At 60.6% G+C, this 325-nt stretch carries 1 protein-coding gene; it reads left to right on the plus strand.

All coding sequences use genetic code 11. The annotated features are described in order from the left end of the window. The coding region (locus Q4563_RS18105; RefSeq protein WP_303605490.1) for an aldehyde dehydrogenase family protein at window positions 1–325 on the plus strand (325 nt) is incomplete at both ends.

The raw sequence follows: 325 nt of genomic DNA on the forward strand, positions 1-325 counted from the left end.
GGGCGGCAAAGCCCCGGTGATTGTACTGGCAGACGCCAACCTCGATGCGGTGGTTGAAGGGGTGGGGCGCTATGGCTACTACAACGCCGGGCAAGACTGCACCGCCGCTTGCCATATTTACGCTGACGCCCGTATTTATCAGCCGCTGATTGCAGCACTGGCAGAGAAAGTCGCCTCGCTGACCTTTAACCAGGCCGACGACCGTTGCAATGATCTTGGCCCGCTGATCAGCCAGCGCCAGCGCAACAGCGTCGCCAGTTTTGTCGAACGGGCGCTCGAACAACCCCATATCCAGCTGCTGGCAGGTGGACAGATACCCGAAGGC

The sequence above is a fragment of the Gilvimarinus sp. 1_MG-2023 genome (assembly GCF_030548285.1).